Annotated in this window: 14 protein-coding genes and 1 riboswitch; of the genes, 5 read left to right on the top strand and 9 right to left on the bottom strand. The window is 63.1% G+C overall.

From position 1 onward, the window contains the following. Positions 1-129 precede the first annotated feature (129 nt). A complete protein-coding gene (locus RhoBH5_RS24555; protein WP_050655932.1) occupies positions 130-1,008 on the top strand; it encodes a phage repressor protein in 879 nt (292 codons plus the stop codon). Here RhoBH5_RS24555 and RhoBH5_RS24550 read toward each other — a convergent pair. The 8 genes from RhoBH5_RS24550 to RhoBH5_RS24515 all read right to left on the bottom strand — a co-directional run bounded on the left by RhoBH5_RS24550 (position 987) and on the right by RhoBH5_RS24515 (position 10,930). After that, on the bottom strand, positions 987-1,601 hold the full coding sequence (locus RhoBH5_RS24550) for a hypothetical protein (protein ID WP_050655923.1): 615 nt from the start codon (positions 1,599-1,601) through the stop codon (positions 987-989). The genes RhoBH5_RS24555 and RhoBH5_RS24550 overlap by 22 nt on opposite strands. A 210-nt stretch (positions 1,602-1,811) precedes the next feature. Continuing rightward, the gene (locus RhoBH5_RS24545; protein ID WP_270008890.1) at positions 1,812-3,137 is read right to left on the bottom strand and encodes an aminotransferase class V-fold PLP-dependent enzyme; all 1,326 of its coding nucleotides are present in this window, start codon (positions 3,135-3,137) and stop codon (positions 1,812-1,814) included. A 53-nt stretch (positions 3,138-3,190) separates the two neighbouring features. Then, positions 3,191-3,305: riboswitch (SAM riboswitch) on the bottom strand. A 60-nt stretch (positions 3,306-3,365) separates the two neighbouring features. After that, positions 3,366-4,901, bottom strand: a complete 1,536-nt coding sequence (locus RhoBH5_RS24540) for a PucR family transcriptional regulator (protein ID WP_050655921.1) — start codon at positions 4,899-4,901, stop codon at positions 3,366-3,368. Next, positions 4,898-5,956 carry a DUF917 domain-containing protein gene (locus RhoBH5_RS24535; protein ID WP_050655920.1) on the bottom strand — a complete coding sequence of 353 codons (1,059 nt, stop codon included), beginning with the start codon at positions 5,954-5,956 and terminating at the stop codon, positions 4,898-4,900. Before RhoBH5_RS24535 ends, RhoBH5_RS24540 begins: the two co-directional genes overlap by 4 nt. 6 nt (positions 5,957-5,962) lie before the next feature. Then, positions 5,963-7,072: a DUF917 domain-containing protein gene (locus RhoBH5_RS24530; protein WP_050655919.1), complete on the bottom strand. Its 1,110-nt coding sequence runs from the start codon at positions 7,070-7,072 to the stop codon at positions 5,963-5,965. Continuing rightward, a complete protein-coding gene (locus RhoBH5_RS24525; protein ID WP_007727140.1) occupies positions 7,069-8,649 on the bottom strand; it encodes a hydantoinase/oxoprolinase N-terminal domain-containing protein in 1,581 nt (526 codons plus the stop codon). Before RhoBH5_RS24525 ends, RhoBH5_RS24530 begins: the two co-directional genes overlap by 4 nt. A gap of 30 nt (positions 8,650-8,679) precedes the next feature. Continuing rightward, a complete protein-coding gene (locus tag RhoBH5_RS24520; RefSeq protein ID WP_050655918.1) occupies positions 8,680-10,047 on the bottom strand; it encodes a purine-cytosine permease family protein in 1,368 nt (455 codons plus the stop codon). 151 nt (positions 10,048-10,198) lie between these two features. Further along, the gene (locus RhoBH5_RS24515; protein ID WP_042922757.1) at positions 10,199-10,930 is read right to left on the bottom strand and encodes an SDR family oxidoreductase; all 732 of its coding nucleotides are present in this window, start codon (positions 10,928-10,930) and stop codon (positions 10,199-10,201) included. A 244-nt stretch (positions 10,931-11,174) separates the two neighbouring features. Between RhoBH5_RS24515 and RhoBH5_RS24510 the strand changes: the two genes are divergently transcribed. Beyond that, positions 11,175-11,315, top strand: a complete 141-nt coding sequence (locus tag RhoBH5_RS24510; RefSeq protein WP_003941170.1) for a hypothetical protein — start codon at positions 11,175-11,177, stop codon at positions 11,313-11,315. On the opposite strand, the gene RhoBH5_RS24505 is transcribed toward RhoBH5_RS24510, so the two are convergent. After that, complete coding sequence (locus RhoBH5_RS24505) at positions 11,303-11,629, bottom strand: hypothetical protein (protein ID WP_039972778.1); 327 nt, start codon at positions 11,627-11,629, stop codon at positions 11,303-11,305. The genes RhoBH5_RS24510 and RhoBH5_RS24505 overlap by 13 nt on opposite strands. A 39-nt stretch (positions 11,630-11,668) precedes the next feature. Between RhoBH5_RS24505 and RhoBH5_RS24500 the strand changes: the two genes are divergently transcribed. The 3 genes from RhoBH5_RS24500 (at position 11,669) to RhoBH5_RS24490 (ending at position 18,371) form a co-directional block, all read left to right on the top strand. Then, positions 11,669-12,073, top strand: coding sequence for a hypothetical protein (locus RhoBH5_RS24500; protein ID WP_050655917.1), 405 nt, complete (start codon positions 11,669-11,671; stop codon positions 12,071-12,073). A gap of 428 nt (positions 12,074-12,501) precedes the next feature. Beyond that, the gene (locus RhoBH5_RS24495) at positions 12,502-14,355 is read left to right on the top strand and encodes a BCCT family transporter (RefSeq protein WP_050655916.1); all 1,854 of its coding nucleotides are present in this window, start codon (positions 12,502-12,504) and stop codon (positions 14,353-14,355) included. A 122-nt stretch (positions 14,356-14,477) separates the two neighbouring features. After that, positions 14,478-18,371, top strand: coding sequence for a Pls/PosA family non-ribosomal peptide synthetase (locus tag RhoBH5_RS24490; protein ID WP_050655915.1), 3,894 nt, complete (start codon positions 14,478-14,480; stop codon positions 18,369-18,371). The last annotated feature ends 4 nt before the right edge of the window (positions 18,372-18,375 follow it).

The raw sequence follows: 18,375 nt of genomic DNA, 5'->3' as shown, positions 1-18,375 counted from the left end.
GAGGCTTACTCTTGCCCTCGCTCATCGATTCCGCTGCCATCTTCCCGCCCTAACGTACGAATTTGAAACGATCGTATTGCATTCGATAGTACAGTTGTGGGCGAAGATGTCGAGAAGCGAGGAAAGGACATGGCGATGACCGACAGGGACGTCGATGTACCCACGAGGATCTTGATCGAGGGACTACTGCGCACGGACGGAACTGTCGACGGGCACACCCTCTATGCCACCGCCGACGCCCTCGGCAAAACTGATCAACAGGTTCGGCTGTGCATCAAGCGGTTGGTCACCGAGGGGAAGTTCACTCAGGAAGGTCGCGGGCGGCAGGCCACGCTACGAGCAACGCCGAAAGCCCTGCGCGAGATGGAACCCGACGTCGAATTCGTTCGGCTGGCCTATCGACAAGACCGCGACACTGTGACGCCGTGGGACGGGTATTGGCACCTGGCCGGATTCGCAATTCCGGAGTCGTCACGGAAAGCGCGAGATGCGCTGCGCACCAGGGTCGTTTACCTCGGCGGCGCGCTCGTCCAGGGCGGTCTGTACGTCTCGCCGCACGCCTGGGAACCGTATATTCGCGATGCGGCCGCCGAACTCGACGTCGAACAGCACCTGTCTTCTCTCACCACCCGAGATCTGAAAGTGGGCACTCTCGAAGACCCCGTGAAGATTGCCGCGCAGTTGTGGCCACTGGACCAGATCGCTGACGGATACGAACGGCTACTCGACGTAGCGACCGCACGCCTGCACAAACTGCAGAACAGTCCGGGTACCGATGCTGTCACGATGACCATCGAACTCGCGGCGGAATTCACGCGAGCCATGGAACCGGATCCGCTGTTGCCGCCGGAACTACTGCCCACCAACTGGATCGGCACGAGGGCTCGGTCGATCACTGCGCAGTGCTGGACGCTTCTGGCACAGGTGGACGGTGCCGACGAATTACCGTCGCTGTTCCACCTGTACGCAGATGCAATCGGTGACGATCAGGACGCAAGCGTGCGATGACGGGGCGGCAGTCCGAAACGCCCGAGAACCTCGTCGACTGCGGTGGACGGTGTGACAAGTCCGCGATCCTGAAGCCACGGAATGGTGCTGTCCACCAGATGCTCGAGCGTGCGAGGCAATGCGAGAGGCAGCAACGTAACGCCGTCGGCGACCTCCGCAGCTCGGATATCGGCGATCAAACTGCCGAGACCGGAAGGCGTTCCGACGTAATGAAGCGAAACGGGAACCCGCGGCGAGGTCAACGCGCTGTCCAACTGCGCAAGCTCCTTACGAGCGGAGCGAGCCTCCGGCGCGATCAGAATCTCGAGATCGACCAGCACTGCGACGCTGTCGGGATCGCGTCCTTCTTCAGCGACGGCAGCGCGTATCCGTGCGCGTTCGAGCTGTGCCTCACGCAGATCCGCAGCGCGAATCCGAACCACATTGGTAGGGAATGAAGCCAAATCGAGAGCCTTTTCACCCTCGGTGAGGTCCACCCAGTAGTCGCCGCCGATGATGGGCAGGTTGCCGGGTGCGCCCTCAGCGGCCGGATGGTGACCGGATCCGGTCAACTCGACCGCTACGTGCAGAGAATGCGAAGCGAGTGAAGACATGTGAGACCTCCGAAAATCAGAAAAGTATGGGATGAGCGAGACGAATCGTCAGCTCGAACACATTCCTGAAGAGGTGCGGCACAGATCGACATGGCGACGGCACCACTGACCGAGAGTGATGCTCACTCTCGAAGGGGTGGCGGGAAAATCCGCTGGTGCCATGGCTGCCATGCTAGTTGTCCGTTCGAGTTTTCGGGGACCGAGCTCAGCTCAGACGCACTCGGCTGCGCCGGCATTGTCGTCTGCGGCTCCGAGGAAGGGGCGGGTCTCGGGCACAGGGTTCCACGCACCTGCCGTCTTCGCGTACTTCCAATCACGCTGATTCGAAACCAGGATGTTCACGGCGTCGACCAACCGCGTCACGTCGTCCGAGCTGCTACCGAGGCCGAGGCTGGCGCGAACTGCACCGCCGGAGAGGCCGAGGCGCGCGAGAACCGGATGTGCGCAGAAGCGACCGTCGCGAACTCCGATGCCGTGCTCGGCGGAGAGGAATGCGGCGATCTCGCCCGCTTCGAATCCGTCGACGGTGAAGGTGACGATTCCGACGGCGTCGGGAGCGTCGTTCCACAGTCGCACGAGTGAGACGCCCTCGATGGCGGACAAGCCGTCAGTGAGCTGGGCGGTGAGCGCCTTCTCATGCTCGGCGATCACGTCGAAGTCCAGGGCGTGCAGGGTTTCGCAGGCGGTCGCGATGGCTGCCGCACCGAGCACGTTGGGGGAACCCGCCTCGTGGCGTGCGGGCGCGCAAGCCCACTCGGTGGATTCGACGGTCACCTCACGCACGGCGCCGCCGCCGGCGAGGTACGGCTGAGCTTCGTCGAGCCAGTCACGGCGGCCGACGAGAACGCCGGCGCCGAAGGGCGCGTACAGCTTGTGGCCCGAGAACGCTACGTAGTCGACGCCGCATTCCTGCAGGTCGATGCGACGGTGGGGAGCCAACTGAGCAGCGTCGACGAGGATACGTGCGCCGCAACGGTGAGCGATGTCAGCCAAACGTGCAATCGGCAGGATCTCACCGGTCACGTTGGAGGCCCCGGTGATTGCGAGCAGCGCGGCAGGCTTGGTGCACAGTTCACCGATCAGACGCTCGATCGTTTCTTCGATGGTGTCTGCGGCGGTGACGATACGAGCGTCGTTCCACGGCAACAGGTTTGCGTGATGCTCGACGTCGAGGACGACGGTGCTGCCGGGGACGCACTGCGCAAGCAGGTTCAGCGAATCGGTGGTGTTCCGGGTGAAGACGACAACCTGATCGTCGGCACAGTTCACGAAACGAGCAACGGATTCACGAGCGTTCTCGTAGGTGAGCGTGGAGATCCGGGACGCGTAGCCGGCACCGCGGTGGACGCTGGCGTACGTGGGCAACAATTCGGCGATACGGTCGGTGACCTGGGCCAATGCCGGCGCGCTGGCCGCGTAGTCGAAGTTGGCGTAGGAGCATTCGCCGCCCTGAACCAATGGAACCTGCAGGTCGGCACCCGAATCCTTGGCAATCGCGGTGGTGCAGCAGGTGTCGGCACTCAATACAGCAGTCATCGAAGACAATCCTCACGTTCAAGGACTCGTTCGTCGGGAGATGGCCCCGGAAGAGTCCGCGCTTGCCGCATTCGTTTTCGAACGCAGCCGGGTCGTCACCCGGAGCACCCCACCGCGGAGGAGGGTTGCCGACCAGCAAGCCGGGGCTGAACACTGGTACTCGTGACCTGGCAACGAGGATGGCAGGAACCTCCCGCGCTTGTCAAGACGAAGCTGCGAAGACCGTCGTCACGGCGCGATCGTCCGGCAGGCGAGGTGGAGCGCAAGCCTGGTTTCCGGATCGGCCAGATCGACCGAGAGAAGGCGCTGAATTCTATCGATCCGACTCGATACGGTGTTGCGGTGCAAGCCCATTCGGGTTGCGGTGTGAGCCAGAGACGATTCTTCGTCGAGGTACGTCGACAGAGTCTCGAGCAACTCTCCATTGGAATCGCGTAGCGGTGCGAGCAATGCCGCGGCCGCAGGCTGGAAGGTGTCGGTTCGCGTCCACGCCAGCAGCAACTGCGCCAGCCCGAGGCGGTCCACGTGCAGGAATCGACCTGTTTGAGATCGGGAACCGGCGAGCCGAGCGGCATCCCCGGCCTCCGACAGGGACGAACCGATTCCAGCCGGACCGTCGTGTGCGCGTCCCACACCTACCCAGGTCTCCATCGTGGGTTCCAACCTGGCCTGAGCTGCACGGATGCACTCGGCGATCCTGGTGATCGCCTCCGGTCGCGGCTCGCCTGGCAGAGTCGTCCACGCCGCCCAGCCGTCAGCCTGTTCCACGACATTGGCGTCGATTCCCTCGGCGGCGAGAGCATCTGCAACCTCGCTGCGTCTTGCCACCAGGTCGACCTCACCGACCGCCAGGACTTTGATGCCGATGTGCCATCCGTCCAGCATCCAACCCGCGTCGAGTGCGCGCCGGAGCAGTCCGGGTGTGGCGTCTGCTGACGTGTCGATCAGTTCACCGAGCAACGCGCTACGCCGGCGCGCTTCACGCTCGTCGACCATGCGCGCAACGGCCAGTCGGTGCCCGGCAGCCAACGAGGCCACGTCGAGAACCACTGAGAGAGAAGCCTCTTCGACGCTTTGACGCACCGGGAGCAGCACCGCCAGCCAGGGCTCTCGGGCTGCGCCGGACATCACCGGGCACGCAATCAGGACCGCGCCGGAGTCCAATTCGACCGTGGTGGGCGCCCCGCGACCCGACAACATACCGGCAGCTGCTCGATCAGCGTCTGACAACAGGTCGGCGCCGGTCATCGGACGTCCGGACGTGTCCAGGAGAAAGAATGAACGCTGAAAGGTGTTCAGTAGCACCGACAGAAGATTCTCGACGCTTCCTCCGGCTCGTTGGCCCGCGTGTGTCGCCCGCAGTACTGCGTCGGCCATCACCGCCCGCGAATTCGAGAGAAGATCACGAAGATCCACGCTGAACTGCCACGGGTCGGATACTCCGAGCACCACCAGTCCGAGCCGATCGGCAAGCAACGAGAGATTCGCATCCTCCGCCGCAGCGCTGTGCACAGCGACCACCTGGCAGCCGGTCGCCGCTGTGCGCCGAAGGAGAGCGTCGAATCTCCACTCCCCGATGTCGATTCGATCGAGAATCACCAGAACTGATCCTGAACTCGCCGCACCCGACACGGCCTCGGCCGACTGTGCCGATTCCCCGGTGAGTGCTCCCACTGTCGTCACGACGGGATCACCCTCCCCGGCAAGTCGATACAGCCCGACAAAGGCCGGGTTGTTCAGCAACGCCGAAACACTCGCGCTCATCGCGCCTCCATCAGCACTGCGTCGTGGTCGATCCCGAATGCCCGCGGGCCGACAACTTTCAATCTGCCCACTTTTTCCGCCCACCACTGTGGACCGGGAAGAACCAACACGGCCACATCGTGCCCCTGGTGCACGGATTCACACGAGACGAAGGCGCCGGTCCGCACGTCGAGCAACGTCACGATGTCCGGGCACGTTGCAATCATCTCGCCGTCCAACGCGACGGTCAGGAACTCACTCTCGAATTCGACTCGTATCACCGCAGAATCGTGTTCGAGAATCACGCTGCCCCGACGATCGCCGGTGTCCGGACGACTACGACGGACCGCACGCACCCGGCCAGTCCCCATTACCAGGGCCCCGGAGCTTTCCGCGATCTCCTGCCAACTGCCCAGTGCCCCGATGTGCTGACCCAGTTCGTATGCTCGGGAGAGAGTTCCCGGAATGCACGCCTCCTGCACCGTCCGCGCATCGATCGACGCGATCGCCAGAGCGCCCCAACCGCTGGTTCTCCCGATCAACGCCCGCACTGCTACCTCGGCGCCGAGCACATCCACTCCGTCGACGACGGTAATGAGGCCGCCGGGCTGGGCGAGTGTGACCGGGCACAATTCCAACCCGGCTGCGGCGAGAGAGAAGTGATCGAGCCGCGGCATCGCTCGACCCAGCAGGTCCGCGTCGACCACGGGAATTCCCAACGCCAACGCCGCCGCAATGCCGGAGAGAGCGTTGAGTCCACCGCCTTCGAAAGTCATCACCGCGGTCGGACGCTTCCCGGTCCAGCGCGTCAAAGCTGCTGCAGTATCTGCGAACTCACGCCCGGAGGGCAATTGCTCCTCCAAAGCCAGGGCCGATCCGACGATTCCCACCGGCATCACCAATGCCTCCTCCGGCAACTGGTCCGGCGCGATGACCTCCACCGAAGTAGACGTCATCAGTGGACGCAGCAATTCCACGAACAAGCGTGGATCGCCGCCCCCGCCGCAGCCCAGGACCACCGCCCCCGCTGCGATCGCGTCGAGGTCGGCCTCCCGGACCGCGTGCAGCCTGCTCACGGCTCGCTATTCTGCCAGTACAGGTTGCTCGAGTGTCTCCACCGGCAGGAACGGGCGATCGAGCCCGAAGCTAGCCGGGCCGAAGACCGCCAGTGCCTCCGGGGTTCTCATGATGGGTGGGGTCGCGATCCCGATGACCGCAACGCGCTGCCCGTACCGCAAGCCCTCGGTGGTGATGGGTTCGGCGGTATCGGCCTCGACGATGCAGATCAGGTCTGGCACGATCGCCACCATCACTCCGGATTGGACGGCGATCAGATTTTCGTTCTGGAACTGAACTTCCAGCTCTTCGTCTCCGACGCCGGCGATCCGCACCGAACCGCGAGCGAACCCCTCATCGGTTCGCCTGTCGACATCGATAACCTTGCCGTGAAAGAGAACTCGCCCGTATCCGTAGAGCGTGTCGGCGAGACTGTCGACAAGCGCCTGCACCGGGTCCACCCGCTGCTCACGTGAAAGTCTGATGGACCGGCCGATGGTCATGGCCAACGACAGAGTCCGTGGGATCGCCGTCCGCTTCACATCTGCACCCGTCATCGAGTACTGCGCGATGTGCGCCATCCCACCGAACCTCGACGTCACCCCGCGGGCGAGGCCCTCCAATCTGCTGTTGTCACTTCCGGTGTCGAAGATCGCCACCTCGTCGTGCTCGTTCGCCATGGCGAGCGGACTCGCCGAAATCCCGTACACCGAGAAGGTTTCCATCTCGAGCTGAGGAAAGGCTCGTCCCATCCCGTCGGCGTCGACAACCGGCAGGCCGCGCCGCGCGGCCACCAGCAACGGAATCATCGAATTGATTCCGCCGCACTCCATCGGCATCGTGGCATCTGCAGTTCGACCCGTGTGCTTCTCCAACGTGATCAGCGCCAGCTCGGGTTCGGTTCCGCGCGGCATCTTCTCGACCACGACGGTCGGGGCACCCATCTGCGCGACGGGAATCACCCATGCGTCGTCGTCAAGCTCCTCCGGATCGAGAATTGTGATTTCACCGGCCTCACCGAGCGCCTGCGTGACCAACATCTTGCCGACGAACGGATCTCCCCCGCCGCCGGTGCCCAACAAGGCTGCGCCCCTGGCGAGGTCGTCGAGGTCCGCCGTTCGTAGTGTCCAACTCATCGTGAGCCCTCCTGACCGATGGAGACCAAACCACTGTGCAGTGCCAAGTCACCGACTGCCTTCACTCGAATACGCGTTGCGTTGCCCGGCAGATACGGAATCGGGACCTCGTCGAACTCCACGATCTGCACCGACTCGGGCCGTGCGCCTGCGGCGACTGCCCGATCGATCGCCTCCTGGCGAGCATCGTCGGCAAAAACCTGCCGGTGCCCGTCCCGCACCGCTTCGACTCGATCTACCTCACCACTGACCTGCGCGATCGCAGCGCCGATCGCATTGGCAACATCGAAGCGCTCAGGACGAATCACCATTCCCAGGCCCGGGAGTTCACGCTCCAGCAGTACCGATCCCCCGCCAACCGCCACAACGGGAAGTGGATCCGACGTGGTCCGCATCTGTTCCACGGCGTCGGCGACTCGGCGCGAGATCCGGTCGAGTGCCGTCGACACCAGGCCGCGGTCGAGGTGCGCCACCGCACTGCGATCTCCGACGTCGGCCAAGCCTGCCGCGACGGCTATGTCGGTGGCCGTCAACGTGTCACCGCCGAATACGAGTGCCTGTGAACCCAATTCGTATCCCACAGATTCGGGTCCGACTGTGAGTCCGTCTGCATCCACCAGCGAACCACCACCGATACCGATCGAGAAGACGTCCGGCATACGGAAATTGGTCCGTACCCCGGCGACCGTCACCTCCGTGGTGGCTTCTCGCGGGAAACCGTTGGTCAATACGCCCACGTCGGTAGTGGTACCTCCGATGTCGATCACCGCACAGCTGGCCAGACCGGACAGCACAGCGGCGCCTCGCATGGAGTTGGTCGGCCCCGAAGCGAAAGTCGCCACCGGATAACGCCTCGCGTACTCGATGTCCATCAAGGTTCCGTCGTTCTGGCTCAGGTACAGCGGCGCGACAATGCCGTGCTCGACCAAAGATCGGGCAAGACCGTCGACGATGTGATCGGCGAGCTCGCGCAGCGCAGCATTGATGATGGTCGCGTTCTCCCGCTGAAGTAGACCCACTCGACCGATCTCGTGCGAGAGCGAAATTGCGACGTCCGGGCCGAGTTCCTCACGCACGATCTCCGCGGCGGCCGCTTCGCATTCGAGATTGACCGGAGAGAACACCGAAGATATTGCGACCGAACGAGTACCGCTGCGAGCCATATCGGCGGCATGGCGGCGAATCTCGTCGGGGTCCAGCGACGAAATACGACGACCGTCGAACTCGTGCCCACCGTGAGCGAGGTAGCGCCTTCCTTGCACAGCGGAGACCAGGTCTCGCGGCCACCCCACCATCGGCGGAAGCGCCGCGGTCGCCGGAAGCCCCAATCGCAGAGCCGCTGTCGGTGCAAGTCCGCGTTGCTCGATGAGAGCGTTGAGAAAGTGCGTCGTGCCGATCATCACTGCTTGAACAGCGCTGGGAGAGAACGAGTACTGCTGCTGCAGCGCCGTCAGAGCTCCGCCGATTCCGCCGGTGATGTCCTTGCTGGTCGAGTGTTTGACATGCCCGATGACGGTGGTCCCGTCCATCAGGACCGCATCGGTGTTCGTACCACCGACGTCGATTCCGATTCGCATCGCGAACTCCCTTCTACAGTGTGTGCCGTGCTAGTGCGTGAGCGCAGATTTTCCCGAAGTCTCTTGCGGCGCTTCGGTTGCGGTGCGTCCAACTCCGCGAATCAGGCCGAGTCGACCCGCGACGACGTAGAGAACGAAGGCCGAGGCCACCGCGTTGATCGACGGCAGGCCGAAGGTGCTGTAATGACCGATCAGCGCCGAGACGATCCAGATCACCAGCGTGGCCGGTACCCAAGTGGGTGCCGAGTTCGGGAGGGTACCCGCAGCTCGACTCTCCTCCAGATCCTTGCGCCATGTCTTGACGATGAAGTATTCCGCCACCATGATCCCGGCGATCGGCGGGAATCCGACGCCCAACAGGATCAGGAAGTCGGTGAACGAGTTGAGGATTCCGGCAGCCGCGAGGACCGAACCGGTGATGCCGACAACTGCTGTGACAACTGCGCGATTGATCCGTCGACCGAACACGACGTCGATGAAGTTCACGACGCCGAGCCCCGAGCTGTACAGGTTCCAGTCGTTGATCTTGAAGGTGCCGAGAACGATGATCAGAACGCCGACCCAACCGACCGACGAGAGAATGATCGTGGCGATGTCGGAACTGCGAACGGCATGGGCAAGAAGAACACCGGTCAGCCCGATCACGTATTCGCCCAACGTTATTCCGACGAGCGTCTGCTTCACGACATCGCCTGCCGTGCGGTTGAAGCGCGTCATGTCAGGTGTGATCACTGCTCCGGCAATGAAACCGCCTGCGACGATGGTAGTTCCGGCGAGGAAGCTGAGCTCCGGCCCGGCTGGAGCAGATGTCATCAGATCTGACAGCGAGTGATTACGCAGTTCGGCGACGACGGCCCAACCGACCAGGATCAGGAACAGCGGAACGGTGATGTTGGCGATCAGTTGCATGGATCCGAACCCGCGAAGGACTATCGCGGTAATCAGGAGACCGAAGGCCAAAGCCCACGCCCACTGCGGCAGAAACGGCATGATTCCGTGCAAACCTGATGCAGAGACAGCAGATTGAATGCCGAACCAACCGATCAGGCTGACCCCGATCACCAAACCGATCACCGCGGAACCTGCGTGCCCGAATCCACACCAGCGTGCGACCACCGATGTGTTGAGCCCTTCACGAACCCCGATGATGCCGATGAAAATACAGACGACCTCGAGAATCACCGCCCCGACTGTCAATGCCCAGAAGGCATTCCAGAACGTCATACCGTAGCCGAGCGTCGCACCGAGCAAGAACTGTGCGAGTGCCGATACCTGACCGAATCGCTGTACTGCCACCGAGAACCACGAATATCGTGCTTCGTCGGGAACGCGGGTGAGCGCGTAGTCGTCACCGTCGGACACTTCACCGCCGGCGGCGGTCGTTGACGTGTTTTTCATGACGGACTCCTCGAATAGTTGGGAAGTGTTCTCGGAGAAGACGGTACGAATGTGGCAGGGGTCACGCCTATGGGCGAATTGGCGTTTCTTCGTGTTACGACAATGCATTTCGCACAGTCGTCATTTCACACAGTCGCCAAATGGCACGGGTCTAACGCAACGCGTACCCGCCGTCGGGGTACAGCGTGGAACCCGTTGTGTACGTGTTGGTGAAGAGATAGAACACCGCTTGTGCAATCTCGTCTTCGTTCCCGACGCGGCCGAGCACGTTGTTCTCGGCACTCCAGGTGAACGCGGCCTCCCGAACCTCCGCCGGGCGCTGAGCCCACAGATGCCCGTCGATGGTTCCGGGAGCGACAGTGTTGACGCGGATCGGCGACAGTTCGACCGCCAGCCCCCGCCCGAGCCCCTCGATTGCCGCGTTGGCTGCAACGTATGCCGCGGCAGCTGCGGGTGGCCGCACACTGGCAGCGCCGGACATGAGGACCACCGATGCGGTGGGTGTCAGCTTGTCGAGCGCAGCGTGCACGACGCGGTACTGCCCCCAGAACTTGGAGGTGAACGGCGACGCCGCTTCCTCGACGCTCTGTTCACGGAACGAGCCGACCTGGTAATCGGCAGCCGTCGTGAAGAGAGCGTCGACGCTGGGGATGTTGGTGAAGAACGCTTTCACCGAGTCGTCGTCGGAGGTGTCGACGGTGAACCAGTGCGCAGCCTCACCCAGCTGCGCGGCCGCTGCTTCGAGCTTGGATGCGGTTCGGCCACCGAGAACTACCTGCGCGCCGGCGTCGACGGCAAGCTGCGCCACTCGCAGCCCGATGCCTGTTCCGCCGCCGATCAGTACGACGGTCTTGCCTGAGAGAGGAGAAGGTGTCGTTGTCATGCAGCGACTGTAGGGCTCACCTAATTGTCCCGACATGTGCAGAATGCACAGATTTCACTACGGCACAGTGCTAAGTATCGAGACTTAGCTGTTAGAGGACACCGCCCCCGGGGATCTCGCTTGACGACGTTTGCTGCGTCGAAACTGCCTTCGCATGTACCCCTCCTTCGAGTTCGCTTGTAACAAAACAACTCCCACGACCGAAAATGTCGGTGAACCACAACAGCGAAGGGAAGTAACGACTATGGGATCAGCAGACGTCATGGCCTGGCTCGCCGAGGGTTACCTCGCCGGCGATCCGATTCGCTATCCGCTCTACGTCGGATCGATGTTCCTCGCGATGCCGTTCCAACTGATCGGCGTAATTCTGGGTCACCCCTTCTGAATCGTCACATCAGGCCAGGGCGGTCGACGTAGAACGGCCAGAGTTGCGATCACTGCGGCCGCCAACCCGATGAACTCCCCCATCAAAGCCGCCCTGGTGTGATCGACGGCCGGTGACCACGACGGCTCACCCTCGTGGATCGAGAACACTCCCACTGGCACCGGTATCGGGTCGCGGCGCCACCGCCGGTGTAGACGCGAAACCGTGATGATCGTCGATCCGTCGCTGGTCTGGTGCGGTTCTCCGAAGATCGTCGAGGTCCCTGATTCCCCTCGAAATCGCTCCACCGCATCACGAATCTCCATGATCTCCATCGTCGCATCGAAACCGCAGCACTGTGCGAGTATCGATCGATGGCCGAGTGGTGGAATCCGAGCAGGCGCGTCGAGCGATGGTGGCAGACGATCGTGCTGGTTTGGCTACTCGTTTTCTTCGGCCCAAGCACCATCGACAAGGTCATCACAGAACCCACAGCTTGGAATTGGACATTCCTCGCAATCTGGCTTTTCGCGACGGTCGGGTCTGCGTACTACGCAGGCCAAGCCTGGCGAAACAGGAACAAACCTCAGTCGGTGTGGTGGGAAGGGACGACTGCCCCCACCGAAATACCCGCCGACGACGTCCGTAGCGCACTCGCGTCGACTGACGACCGTATTCCGGCAATCAAGGCACTACGCGAACTGCATCCGGGCTTGGGTCTGAAGGATGCGATGGATCTGATCGACGCTCAGCGGGGCGAACAGGGCCCGCATCACTGATAGTTGCGACCATCACAATCACAGTTAGGTATCGACACCTGACCGCCACGATCGGGCAAGCACACCAGGAGTTAACCACCTGACAGACAGGCTGTTTCGCCGAGTTTGACAAATGTGGTCAATCGGTGAGCGTCGACTCGACCGATTCAACTCACCGTACCAATCGAATTCGCCGTTCAGCATTCCACTCATGGCCCAATGCCACTATTACCCAACGATTTACAACCGGAACTACGGTATCCAGTGAGAACTTTCGCGACAGTGCAGCATCTTTCGTCCAGTTGAGTTGACCGAAACTTGACGTTACGTTGAATTTCAAAGCAATAGCCCGGTCTTGACCTGCGATGGTGTGAGCGCAACGCCCACCTACGCGTGACACGTGGCTGCCCGTATGGGCGCTGTGAATGCCTGAACGTTCGAGGAGTGGAATGACTGCGGTCAAAACTGCGTGGCGTGAACTACGGAAACCCGTGTTCATCCCCGCGTCGATAGTGATCTTTGCCCTGATCGCCTTTGCCGTGATCTATGCGGGAACCGCTGCGGATGCTTTCGAAACTCTCAACAACGTGATCAGCGACGGCGTCGGCTGGTGGTACATCCTCTCGGCTACCGGTTTCGTGATCTTTGCGCTGTACTGCGGAATCAGCCGCATCGGCAACATCCGATTGGGGCGCGACGACGAGCAACCCGAGTTCGGCATGCTCTCGTGGTTCGCGATGCTCTTCAGCGCCGGGATGGGCATCGGCCTCGTGTTCTACGGAGTGGCAGAACCACTTTCGCACTATGTGAACCCTCCCGTCGCCGGGCAGATCGCGGGATCCACGGACGCCGCAGCCAATCAAGCGATGGAACTGACGCTGTTCCACTGGGGCCTTCATGCATGGGCGATCTACGTCGTCGTCGGCCTTGGTCTGGCGTACATGACCTACCGCAAGGGTCGTCCGCTCTCGATCCGTTGGTTGCTCGAGCCGCTCCTCGGACGGGCTCGCATCGAAGGAAAGATCGGCCACGCCATCGACGTCGTCGCCATCGTCGGCACGCTGTTCGGTGTCGCGACGTCGCTGGGCTTCGGTGTCCAGCAGATCTCGGCCGGCCTCGACTACCTCGGCTGGGTGGAGACCGACAACTGGTTGGTCATCACCATCATCGTCATCGTGACGGGCATGGCCACCTTCTCGGTCGTCTCCGGCGTCACCAAGGGCCTCAAGTGGCTCTCCAACATCAACATGATGCTCGCTGCCGCGCTGGCACTGTTCGTCCTGATTCTGGGACCGACGCTGTTCCTCATGCAGTCGTGGGTGCAGAACCTCGGCGGATACGTCCAGGCCTTGCCCGAACTGATGCTGCGTACGTCCCCGTTCGCCGAAGACGGCTGGCAGGGCGCATGGACCATCTTCTACTGGGGTTGGTGGATGAGCTGGGCACCGTTCGTCGGCATGTTCATCGCGCGCATCTCACGCGGCCGCACCATCCGCGAATTCGTCTTCGGTGTGCTGCTGGCCCCGACGCTGGTCGGTTCGTTGTGGTTCACGATCTTCGGTAACTCCGGCATTCTGCGTCAGCGCAACGAGGGCACGATGCTCGACGCATCCGGCGCAGTGGACACCAACACGTCGTTGTTCACGCTTCTCGACGGACTTCCGCTCGGAACGATTTCGAGTGTTCTCGCGATCGTCGTGATCGTGTTCTTCTTCGTCACGTCCGCGGACTCCGGCTCGATCGTCATCGACATCCTCGCGACCGGTGGCAGCTTGGAGACCTCCAAGATCACGCGTGTCTACTGGACGTTCCTCTCCGGTGCCGCGGCCGCAGTTCTCCTCATCGTGGGTGGCAGTGGATCGCTCACGGCGCTGCAAACCGTTGCCATCGCCACGGCGGTACCGTTCTCGGTCATCATGGTGCTGGCATGTCTGTCGATGCTGAAGGCGTTCCGATACGAGGTCGCGTCGGCACCACGCTACCTGCGGGTTTCTACAAATGCCTCGGCATCGACCGACGTTCCGCAACCCACCGAAAAGCGGCTCCGCGATCTGAAGATCTCGTCGACCTTCGCCGGGCTGACCCCGTCACAAAGCGGAATCATGACGGATCCCTCCGACGCCCACATGCTCGTCGCGGTCCACGAAGTCCCCGCCCATGCGGTCAACATCGACCCGGATACCGGCGCCGTCGACTTCTCCGAGGAATCGAAGGTCGTCGATCCACTGGGCGGAGAGGTGTTCGACACACCCGAGTTCGCCGACTCGGCAGAAGGCCACGCGCAAGCTGCCAGTACGGACTGACCGGCACGTTCGGCATGTTGCATTAGGCATATCTGTTCACCAACTCGCAAACTTGTCATGAGACTTTCAACTCGACAGTTCGCAGGACTCTAAGTTTCGTGAGTAGAACAGGACCAACGGGTTTGCCACTCCAGTCGCAGTCGGAGACGGAACAATCTTTCGGGATTCCGTCCGTATTCCTACGGTCGGCGCATGCACCTGCGCCGCGCACGCTCATCGACATCGTGCGGGCCTCAGCCGAGGCCAACCCGGAAGCACCTGCCATCGACGACGGCGACACCACACTGTCGTACTCGGAGTTGCTCGACGAGATCGCGCTCGGTGCGCGCTGGCTCGGTGATGCCGGCGTCGGTGCAGGTGACCGCGTCGGAATCAGGATGCCGTCAGGTTCGCGTTCGCTGTACGTGGCGATCCTGTCGATCCTCGCGGCGGGCGCCGCCTACGTTCCCGTCGACGCCGACGATCCGGAAGAGCGCGCCGAGTTGGTGTTCGGCGAGGCGCAGGTAGCGGCAATCATCACCGGCGACGGAATCCAGCCGGGGACGGCGCCGAAGCGGCTCGAACATCCACCGGTTCGCGAACCCGAACCCGAGGACGACGCCTGGATCATCTTCACCTCAGGATCCACGGGCACCCCCAAGGGCGTCGCGGTCACTCACCTCAATGCCGCAGCCTTCGTCGACGCCGAGGCGCGCATGTTCCTCCAGGACGAGCCCATCGGGCCTGGTGACCGCGTCCTCGCGGGACTCTCCGTGGCATTCGACGCGTCCTGCGAGGAGATGTGGCTCGCGTGGCGCCACGGCGCCTGCCTCGTCCCGGCTCCTCGTTCGCTGGTTCGCAGCGGCATGGACCTCGGCCCGTGGCTGGTCTCGCGTGACGTCAGCATCGTCTCCACTGTGCCGACGCTTGCGTCTCTGTGGCCGGCCGAGGCCCTCGAAGCCGTTCGACTGCTGATCTTCGGCGGCGAAGCCTGCCCACCCGAACTGGCCGAACGCCTGGCCGTCGAGGGCCGCGAGGTCTGGAACACTTACGGCCCCACCGAGGCAACCGTCGTCGCCTGCGGCGCACTGATGGACGGCAAGAGTCCCGTCAGCATCGGCCTCCCCCTCGACGGCTGGGACCTTGCCGTCGTCGACGCCCAGAGCAATCCCGTCGCGGTCGGTGAGGTGGGCGAGCTGGTGATCGGCGGCGTCGGCCTCGCCCGTTACCTCGACCCCGCGAAGGACGCCGAGAAGTACGCGTCGATGCCCTCTCTCGGGTGGGAACGCGCCTACCGAAGCGGCGACCTAGTCCGGCTCGAGACCACCGGCCTGATGTTCCAGGGCCGCGCGGACGATCAGGTCAAGCTCGGCGGCAGGCGCATCGAACTCGGTGAGGTCGACAACGCCTTGCAGAACCTGCCGGGTGTGAGCGGCGCTGCCGCAGCCGTGAAGAAGACGGCAGCCGGCAACCAGCTCCTCGTCGGATACATCGCCAGCACGGATCCCGACTTCGATCTCAAGGCCGCTCATGCGCTGCTCAGCGAGCAGCTACCAGCAGCCCTCGTGCCGCGTCTGGCGTTGATGGACGAACTTCCGACGCGTACGTCAGGCAAGGTCGACCGCAATGCGCTGCCGTGGCCGTTGCCCGGCGCCGGTGAAGATGCCGGGGCCGCGTTGGGCCTCGACGGCACCGCCGCCTGGGTTGCCGGTCTGTGGGGTTCGATCCTGGGCGCGCAGATCACCGGACTCGACGACGACTTCTTCGAAGTGGGCGGCGGATCCCTCTCTGCGGCTCAGCTGGTAACCGCCCTGCGCGAGCGGTTCCCCGAAGTGACCGTCGCACAGCTCTACGACCACCCACGGTTGGGATCGCTCGCCGAATATCTCGACGAATTGGCACCCACCGAAACTGTGGAGCCGCGCATCGTCGCTCCGACACCCTTGAAGACTCAGCTCGCGCAGATCGCCGTCACCGTTCCGCTCACGACGCTCACCGGACTGCAGTGGGTGACGTGGCTGGCGATCGCGAACAACGTCCTCGGCTGGTTCGTCGACGTCAGCTGGGCGCCCACGGTCTCGTGGTGGTGGATCCTGTTGGCATTCATCCTGTTCATCACACCGATCGGCCGTATGACCATCGCCGTCGTCGGGGCGCGCCTGCTCCTACGCAAGTTGGAGCCAGGAACGTACCCGCGAGGTGGTAGTGAACACCTGCGTCTGTGGATAGCGCTGCGACTTACCGAAGCCAGTGGCGCAGCCAACCTTTCGGGCGCACCGTGGATGCTCTACTACGCCCGCGCCCTCGGCGCCGACATCGGCAGCGGCGTCGATCTCCACACACTTCCTCCCATCACCGGCATGCTCGAACTCGGTGACGGCTGCTCCGTCGAACCCGAAGTCGACCTCTCGGGCCACTGGATCGACGGCGACGTCATCCACATCGGCGAGATCAAGATCGGCGACGGCGCCTCCGTCGGTTCACGCTCGACGCTTCTGCCCGGCGCGCGTATCGGTCGCGACGCCGTCGTCGAACCCGGATCTGCGGTGTTCGGCCGAGTGAAGGCAAACCAGCAGTGGGCCGGCTCCCCCGCCACCAAGGTCGGGAAAGCGAATCATCCTTGGCCGGCCGAACATCCGAAGCGCGCACCCGGCTGGGTGCCGGTATACGGCGTCACCTCGGTCTTCCTGGCCGGTATGCCGATCTTCGCTCTGATGGCCGGAATCGCCTTGATCGGTTGGTGGATCCGCGACACCGACACGCTCGCGAGTGCAGTGCTCCAATCGCTGATCATGCTTCCCGTCGCGACCATCCTGAGTTTGCTCGTCTTCGCAGTCGTCACCCTTGTGGCCGTTCGTCTTCTCTCGATCGGGCTGACCCCCGGCTACCACCCTGTCCGCAGCCGCATCGGCTGGCAGGTGTGGGCGACCGAACGCCTGCTCGACTCGGCCAGAACCTTCCTCTTCCCGCTCTACGCGAGCCTGCTGACGCCGGGATGGCTCCGCCTCCTCGGCGCCAAGATCGGCAAGAACGTCGAAGCATCCACCGTGCTCCTCCTTCCCAAGTTCACGACGGTCGCCGACGGCGCATTCCTCGCCGACGACACCATGGTTGCGAGCTACGGCCTCGGCGGCGGCTGGATGCACATCGAACAGGCCAAGATCGGCAAGCGTGCGTTCCTCGGCAACTCCGGTATGACCGCCCCCGGTCGACGCGTCCCCAAGAACGGTCTCGTGGCGGTTCTGTCGGCTACCCCGTCCAAGGCCAAGTCCGGATCATCGTGGCTGGGTAGTCCACCGGTACGTCTGAGAAGGGCTGCCGGGGACACCGACGCCGCCCGCACGTTCAATCCGCCGATGCGACTCAAGATCGCCCGCGGAGTGGTCGAAACCTGCCGACTGATCCCCGTGATGGTCACGTTCGGCATCGGTCTCGGTGTTCTGTTTGCACTCGAAGCACTGGTCGGCGCCGTCGGATTCTGGTTCGCGGCTCTGTTGAGCGGCGTAATTCTGCTCGTCGCCGGAGCAGTGGCGGGCGCGATCACCATCGCCGCCAAGTGGATCGTCGTCGGGCGCATCGCCAAGGTCGAGCATCCGCTGTGGAGTTCGTTCGTCTGGCGAAACGAGGTAGCCGACGCCTTCGTCGAGACCGTCGCGGCGCCGTGGTTCGCTCGCGCGGCGACTGGTACGGCCGTACTGAACATCTTCTTGCGTGGACTCGGGGCCAAGATCGGTAAGGGCGTTTGGTGTGAGTCGTACTGGCTACCCGAGGCAGATCTTGTGACTTTGGGCGACGGAGCGACAGTGGAACGGGGGTGCGTCGTGCAAACTCATCTCTTCCATGATCGGATCATGTCCATGGACACCGTCACTTTGGGAGCAGGAGCAACGCTGGGACCGCACTGTGTCGCGCTACCCGCAGCCGGCATCGGCGCGGGAGCGACGGTAGGGCCTGCATCTCTGGTGATGCGAGGTGACACCGTTCCGCCCTCCACCCGCTGGCAGGGCAACCCGATTGCACCGTGGGTGGCGTCGTGAAGCC

This window comes from Rhodococcus sp. BH5 (assembly GCF_027583855.1).
GTDB lineage: Bacteria > Actinomycetota > Actinomycetes > Mycobacteriales > Mycobacteriaceae > Rhodococcus_F > Rhodococcus_F qingshengii.
The sequence above is the reverse complement of the archived record's forward strand: the minus strand, read 5'-3'. Positions and strand labels throughout refer to the sequence as shown.

Excerpts from the sequence above, each read along its gene's own strand:
- RhoBH5_RS24555 (WP_050655932.1), top strand. The coding sequence starts at position 130 with ATGGCGATGACCGACAGGGACGTCGATGTACCCACGAGGATCTTGATC.
- RhoBH5_RS24550 (WP_050655923.1), bottom strand. The coding sequence starts at position 1,601 with ATGTCTTCACTCGCTTCGCATTCTCTGCACGTAGCGGTCGAGTTGACC.
- RhoBH5_RS24545 (WP_270008890.1), bottom strand. The coding sequence starts at position 3,137 with ATGACTGCTGTATTGAGTGCCGACACCTGCTGCACCACCGCGATTGCC.
- RhoBH5_RS24540 (WP_050655921.1), bottom strand. The coding sequence starts at position 4,901 with ATGAGCGCGAGTGTTTCGGCGTTGCTGAACAACCCGGCCTTTGTCGGG.
- RhoBH5_RS24530 (WP_050655919.1), bottom strand. The coding sequence starts at position 7,072 with ATGAGTTGGACACTACGAACGGCGGACCTCGACGACCTCGCCAGGGGC.
- RhoBH5_RS24525 (WP_007727140.1), bottom strand. The coding sequence starts at position 8,649 with ATGCGAATCGGAATCGACGTCGGTGGTACGAACACCGATGCGGTCCTG.
- RhoBH5_RS24520 (WP_050655918.1), bottom strand. The coding sequence starts at position 10,047 with ATGAAAAACACGTCAACGACCGCCGCCGGCGGTGAAGTGTCCGACGGT.
- RhoBH5_RS24515 (WP_042922757.1), bottom strand. The coding sequence starts at position 10,930 with ATGACAACGACACCTTCTCCTCTCTCAGGCAAGACCGTCGTACTGATC.
- RhoBH5_RS24510 (WP_003941170.1), top strand. The coding sequence starts at position 11,175 with ATGGGATCAGCAGACGTCATGGCCTGGCTCGCCGAGGGTTACCTCGCC.
- RhoBH5_RS24505 (WP_039972778.1), bottom strand. The coding sequence starts at position 11,629 with ATGGAGATCATGGAGATTCGTGATGCGGTGGAGCGATTTCGAGGGGAA.
- RhoBH5_RS24500 (WP_050655917.1), top strand. The coding sequence starts at position 11,669 with ATGGCCGAGTGGTGGAATCCGAGCAGGCGCGTCGAGCGATGGTGGCAG.
- RhoBH5_RS24495 (WP_050655916.1), top strand. The coding sequence starts at position 12,502 with ATGACTGCGGTCAAAACTGCGTGGCGTGAACTACGGAAACCCGTGTTC.